This is a genomic window from Kitasatospora sp. NPDC023385 (genome assembly GCF_055664045.1).
On record NZ_JBVOOL010000066.1, the window covers coordinates 1 to 6930 of the forward strand.

Annotated in this window: 1 protein-coding gene; it reads right to left on the reverse strand. The window is 73.6% G+C overall.

Annotated elements, in window-relative coordinates:
- Positions 1-6908: SDR family NAD(P)-dependent oxidoreductase (locus AC0B61_RS36765; RefSeq protein WP_471746833.1), on the reverse strand; the 6908-nt coding region annotated here is incomplete at its 3' end.
- Between the last annotated feature and the right edge of the window lie 22 nt (positions 6909-6930).

Here is a 6930-nt window from a genome sequence, read left to right on the forward strand (position 1 = left end):
ATGCCGAACGACGACACCGCCGCCCGGCGCGGACGCCCGACCTCGGGCCACGCACGGCCCTCGGTCAGCAGCTCCACCGCACCCGCCGACCAGTCCACCTCGGGCGTGGGCCCGTCGACGTTCAGGGTCTGCGGAAGGTGGCCCTCCTGCATCGCCTTGATCATCTTGATCACACCGGCGACACCGGCCGCGGCCTGGGTGTGGCCGATGTTCGACTTCACCGAGCCCAGCCACAGCGGCTCGCCGCCCTCACGCCCCTGGCCGTAGGTCGCCAGCAGCGCCTGCGCCTCGATCGGGTCGCCCAGTCGCGTACCCGTCCCGTGCGCCTCCACCACATCGACCTCGGTGGCCGACAGCCCGGCACCCGCCAGCGCCTGCCGGATCACCCGCTGCTGCGACGGACCGTTCGGCGCCGTGAGACCGTTCGACGCACCGTCCTGGTTCACCGCCGAACCCCGCACCACCGCAAGCACCCTGTGCCCGTTGCGCCGCGCGTCCGACAACCGCTCCACCAGCAGCACGCCGACGCCCTCGCCCCAGTTGGTGCCGTCGGCCGCCGCCGCGAAGGCCTTGATCCGGCCGTCGGCGGCCAGACCGCGCTGCCGCGAGAAGTCCACGAAGGTGTCCGGACCGGCCATCACGGTGACGCCACCGACCAGGGCCAGCGTGCAGTCCCCCTGCCGCAGCGACTGCACGGCCAGGTGCAGCGCGACCAGCGAGGAGGAGCACGCGGTGTCCACCGACACCGCCGGACCCTCCAGGCCCAGCGCGTACGACACGCGGCCGGAGGCGACGCTGCCGGAAGTGCCGGTGCTGAGGTAGCCCTCCAGTTCCTCGGGAACCGACTGCAGGCCGGGGAAGTAATCGGTGGCCATCACACCGGCGAACACACCGGTCTGGCTGCCCTGCAGGTCGGCCGGGTCGATCCCGGCGCTCTCCAGCGCCTCCCACGACGCCTCCAGCAGCAGGCGCTGCTGCGGGTCGGTGGCCAGCGCCTCGCGCGGCGAGATCCCGAAGAACGCCGGGTCGAAGTCGCCCGCGCCCTCCAGGAAGCCGCCGACCCGGACGTAGGTCGTCCCGGCCGTGGCCGGGTCCGGGTCGTACAGGCCCTCGACGTCCCAGCCGCGCTCGGCCGGGAACGGCGTCAGGCTGTCACGGCCGTCGGCCACCAGCCGCCACAGCTCGTCGGGGGAGGTCACCCCGCCCGCGAAGCGGCAGCTCATGCCGACGATCACGATCGGGTCATCGCCGGTGGCGACCGTACGGGCGACGGCCGACTCGACGACCGGGGCCGCACCGATCACCTCGGCCCGCAGGAAGTCCACGAGCGCGGCGGGTGTCGGGTAGTCGAACACCAGCGTCGCCGGCAGCTTCAGGCCGGTCTCCGTGTTCAGGCGGTTGCGCAGTTCGACGGCGGTCAGCGAGTCGAAGCCCAGCTCCTTGAAGGCGCGCTTGGGCGCGATCGCCTCGCCGCCGCTGTGGCCGAGCGCGGCGGCGACGTGCGTGCGGACCAGTTCGAACAGCACGTCGTTCTGGTCGTCCTCGGTGAGCCCGGCGAGCCGGCGGCCCAGCGACGAGGAGTCGGTGCGCGCCGCCTTTCCGCTCGCGACGCGGCGGACCGGCGCTCCGACCAGTGCGTGCAGCAGCCCCGGCAGGACGGCGGCACCGTGGCGGCGCAGGGCGGCCAGGTCCAGCGGCATCGGCACCAGCGCGGCCGCGTCGGCCCGGAGCGAGGCGTCGAGCAGCTCCATGCCGAACTCCGAGGAGATCGGCACCATGCCCGAGCGCTTGATGCGCTCCGTGTCGGCCTGCGAGAGGTGGCCGGTGAGTCCGCTGCGCTGCTCCCAGAAACCCCAGGCCAGCGAAGTCGCCGGCAGACCGAGGGCGTGACGGTGGGCGGCGAGGGCGTCCAGGAAGGTGTTCGCCGCCGCGTAGTTCGCCTGCCCCGCGTCACCGAAGACACCGGCGGCGGAGGAGAACAGCACGAACGCCGACAGGTCCAGGTCGCGCGTCAGCTCATGCAGGTGGAACGCCGCGTCCACCTTCGGACGCAGCACCGCCTCCAGACGCTCCGGAGTGAGCGAACCGACCACACCGTCGTCCAGCACACCGGCCGTGTGCACGACCGCCGTCAGCGGACGCTCGGCCGGCACGGCCGCCAGCAGGGCGGCCAGCGCCTCACGATCGGCGACGTCGCACGCCGCGACCTCCACCTCGACCGCGCCCAACGCGACCAACTCGTCCACCAGCTCCCGCGCACCCTCGGCAGCCAGACCACGCCGACTGGTCAGGACCAGATGCCGCACACCGTGCTCGGCGACCAGATGACGGGCCACCAGCGAACCCAGCGCACCCGTACCACCGGTGACCAGCACCGTCCCGCCCTCCGCGAGCGCGACCTCCGCCCCGCCCGCCCGGGAGGCACGGACCAGGCGCGGCACGAAGGCCTTGCCGCCGCGCAGGGCCACCTGGTCCTCGCCCGTGGCGACGGCGGCCGACAGCCGGTCGGCACCCAGCTCGCCGAGGCCGCGGTCGACGTCGACCAGGACGAAGCGGTCCGGGTTCTCCGCCTGCGCGGAACGCACCAGACCCCAGACGGGCGCGTGGACGAGGTCCTCGACGCCCCCGGTCACGGCGACCGCGCCACGGGTGACGAACACCAGACGGGAGTCGGCGAAGCGCTCCTCCGCCAGCCAGGTTTGCACCAGCGCCAGCGCGTCCTGCGCCGACCGGTGGACGGCGCCCACCACATCGTGGCCCTCGGACGGCATGAGCGGGACGAAGACCAGCTCCGGCACCGAACCGGCCCCGGCCAGCTCCGCCGGGCCGGCGAACGCCGTACCACCGGCGAGAGCCGCGTCCACCTCGCCGAGCACGGCCCACGAGGCCGTCCCGGCGGCGGGCAGCGCCAGCCCCGACCAGTCCAGGCGGAACAGCGCGTCGCGGAACGCGTCCCCGTCGAGGGCGAGTTCACCGGCCGTCGGCTCATGCCAGGCCACCGCCTGAGCGGCGAGGACGGGCTCACCCGAGGCATCAACGGCGATCAGCGAGCCGCCCGCGAGGCGCACCCGCAGAGCGGTCGCACCGGTGGCGAACAGCGAGACACCGGTCCACCCGGAGGCGATCCTCGCCGCCTCCCCGTCCAGCGGGAGCGCGTGGAGCGCGGCATCCAGCAGCGCGGGGTGAAGGCCGAAGCCCTCGGCCGGCACGCCCTCGGGCAGCTCGACCTCCGCGTAGTGGGCGTCGCCGAGCTGCCAGGCGGCCCGCACGCCCTGGAAGGCCGGACCGTAGTCCAGACCCGCCTGCGCGAGGCGCCCGTACAGCGACTCCACGTCCACCTGGCGCGCGCCCTGCGGCGGCCAGACCGACAGGTCGGCCTCGACGGCGGGCGCTCCGGCGCCCACCCGGCCCGTGGCGTGGCACACCCACGGCTCGTCGATCCCGACGGCCTCGTCCCGCGAGTAGACCGCGACCGGACGGAGACCTTCCTCGTCGGCACCGTCCACGGTCACCCGCAGGGCCACACCGCCCTGCTCGGGCAGGACGAGCGGGGCCTGCAGCGTCAGATCCCGGAGGACGCCGGCGCCGACCTGGTCGCCGGCGGCTGTCGTCAGCTCCACGAAGAGCGAGCCGGGCACCGCGGCGGCGCCGAGCAGCGAGTGGTCGGCGAGCCAGGCGTGGGACTGAAGCGAGAGGCGGCCGGTCAGCAGGACCGTCCCGGTCGCCGGCAGGGAGACCGCTGCGCCGAGGACCGGGTGCTCGACCGAGGCGAGCCCGGCGGGCGCCAGGCTGCCGGTGGGCGCCGTCCGCTCCAGCCAGTAGTGCTGGTGCTGGAAGGCGTAGGTCGGCAGGTCGGTGCGCTGGGCGCCGCGGCCGGCGAACACGGCCTCCCAGTCCAGCTCGGAGCCCCGGGCGTGCAGGCCGGTGACGGCCTGGGTGAAGGTCAGGGCCTCGGCGCGGTCCTTGCGCAGGACGGGGGCGAAGTGGCCGTCCGTGATGTCCTGGGCGAGGGCGGAGAGGGTGCCGTCCGGGCCCAGCTCCAGGAAGTCGGTGACACCCTGGGCGGCCAGGTAGGCGATGCCGTCGGCGAAGCGCACCGCCTCCCGGACATGGCGCACCCAGTACTCGGGAGACGTCAGCTCGGTCGCCAACTCACCGGTGACGTTGGAGACCACCGCGAGCTTGGGTTCGCTGTAGGTCAACTCGGCCGCCACGGCGCGGAACTCGTCGAGCATCGGCTCCATGCGCGGCGAGTGGAACGCGTGGCTCACCCGCAGCTGACGGCCCTTACGACCCTGCGCCTTCCAGTGCTCCAACACCTCCAGCACGGCGGCCTCGTCACCCGAAACCACCACCGACGAAGGCCCGTTGACCGCCGCGACGGCGATCTCCGCCTCCCGGCCGGCCAGCAGCGGCAGCACCTCCGCCTCCGTCGCCTCGATCGCCGCCATGGCGCCACCGGCGGGCAGCGCCTGCATCAGACGGCCCCGCGCCTCCACCAGCTTGGCCGCGTCCTCCAGCGACAGCACCCCAGCCACATGCGCGGCAGCGATCTCACCGACCGAGTGCCCGACCAGGAAGTCCGGCTTCAGACCCCACGACTCCACCAGACGGAACAGCGCCACCTCCACCGCGAACAACGCCGCCTGCGTGTACGCCGTCCGGTCCAGCAGCTCCGACCCCTCGAACACCACGTCCTTCAAAGGCAGTTCGAAGCGATCGCACACCTCGTCGAACGCCGCCGCGAACACCGGGAACGTGCCGTACAACTCCCGGCCCATCCCCGCCCGCTGACTCCCCTGCCCCGTGAACAGGAACGCCAGTGCACCACGGGAGACGACCGACCCGGCGGTCAGCGCGGAAAGGCCCGCCAGCAGCTCGTCCCGGCTCGCACCCGACACCACCGCACGGTGGTCGAACCGCGCCCGCGACAACGCCAGCGAGTACCCGACGTCCACCGGCGACAGCTCCGGCCGCTCCCCGACGAACGCCGCCAAGCGCGCCGCCTGCGCCCGCAGCGCCGCCTCCGACTTACCCGAGAGCACCCACGGCACCGGAGCGTCGACCGTCACCTCGACAACCTCGGCCGGCTCCTCCGCCGCAGCCTGCTCCAGCACCACGTGCGCGTTGGTGCCACTGATGCCGAACGACGACACCGCCGCCCGGCGCGGACGCCCGACCTCGGGCCAGTCCCGCGCCTCGGTCAGCAGCTCCACCGAGCCCGCCGACCAGTCCACCTCGGGCGTGGGCGCGTCGACGTTCAGGGTCTGCGGCATGACGCCGCTGCGCAGCGCCATCACCATCTTGATGATGCCCGCCGCGCCGGCCGCGGCCTGGGTGTGACCGATGTTGGACTTCACCGAGCCGAGCCACAGCGGCTCGCCGCCCTCACGGCCCTGCCCGTACGTCGCCAGCAGCGCCTGGGCCTCGATCGGGTCGCCCAGTCGCGTACCCGTCCCGTGCGCCTCCACCACGTCCACGTCACCCGTGGACAGACCCGAATCGGCCAGCGCCTGCCGGATCACCCGCTGCTGCGACGGACCGTTCGGCGCCGTCAGACCGTTCGACGCACCGTCCTGGTTCACCGCCGAACCCCGCACCACCGCAAGCACCTTGTGCCCGTGACGACGCGCATCCGACAACCGCTCCACCAGCAGCACGCCGACACCCTCACCCCAGATGGTGCCGTCGGCCGCCGCCGCGAAGGCCTTGATCCGGCTGTCGGGCGCCAGACCGCGCTGCCGCGAGAAGTCCACGAAGGTCTCCGGAGTGGACATGACCGTCACACCGCCGGTGAGGACGAGCGAGGACTCACCGCGCCGCAGCGACTGCACGGCCAGGTGCAGGGCCACCAGCGAGGACGAGCAGGCCGTGTCCACCGACACCGCCGGACCCTCGAAACCCAGCGCGTACGAGACGCGGCCGGAGGCGACGCTGCCGGAGGTGCCCGTGCTGAGGTAGCCCTCCAGGTCCTCGGGGACGGCCTGGAGGCTCGGGAAGTAGTCGGTGTTCATCACGCCGGCGAACACGCCGGTCCGGCTGCCGCGCAGCTCGGCCGGGTCGATCCCGGCGCTCTCCAGCGCCTCCCACGACGCCTCCAGCAGCAAGCGCTGCTGCGGGTCCATGGACAGCGCCTCGCGCGGCGAGATCCCGAAGAATTCGGCGTCGAAGTCACCCGCGGGAACGAAGCCGCCCTCGCGCACGTACGTCGTACCGACCCGCGACGGGTCCGCGTCGAAGATCCCCTCGTTGTCCCAGCCGCGGTCGGCCGGGAACGGGGTGAGGCCCTCACCGCCGTCCAGGACCATCCGCCACAGGTCCTCGGGGGAGGCGATGCCGCCCGCGAAGCGGCAGCTCATGCCGATGATCGCGATCGGCTCGTCGTCCACGGCCGTCCGGACGGCCACTGCGGCGTCCTCGACAGCGGTCTCGCTGCCGAAGGTCTCGGCGAGCAGGAACTCGACGAGGGCGGTGGGGGTCGGGTAGTCGAAGGTGAGGGTCGCGGGCAGGCGCAGTCCGGTGAGGGTGTTGAGCCGGTTGCGCAGCTCGACCGCGCTCAGCGAGTCGAAGCCCAGCTCCTTGAACGCCCGCTTCGGCTCGACCGCCCGGCCGTCGCCGTGGCCGAGCACGGCAGCGACGTGGCCGCGGACCAGGTCCATCAGGGTGTTCGTCCGCTCGCTGGACGAGAGTCCGGCGAGCCGGGCGGCGAGGCCGGAGGCGCCGCCGCCCGCGCCGGTACGGCTCGCGACGGCACGGCGGACGGGCGCGCCGACGAGCCCGCGCAGCAGGGCGGGGACAGTGGCGTCAGCGGTGCGGAACGCGGCGAGGTCGAGCACCATCGGGGAGGCGACGGGCAGGCCGGCCGCCAGCACGACGTCCAGGAGTTCAAGACCCCGCCCGGTCGGCAACGGACTCATCCCCGACCGGCGA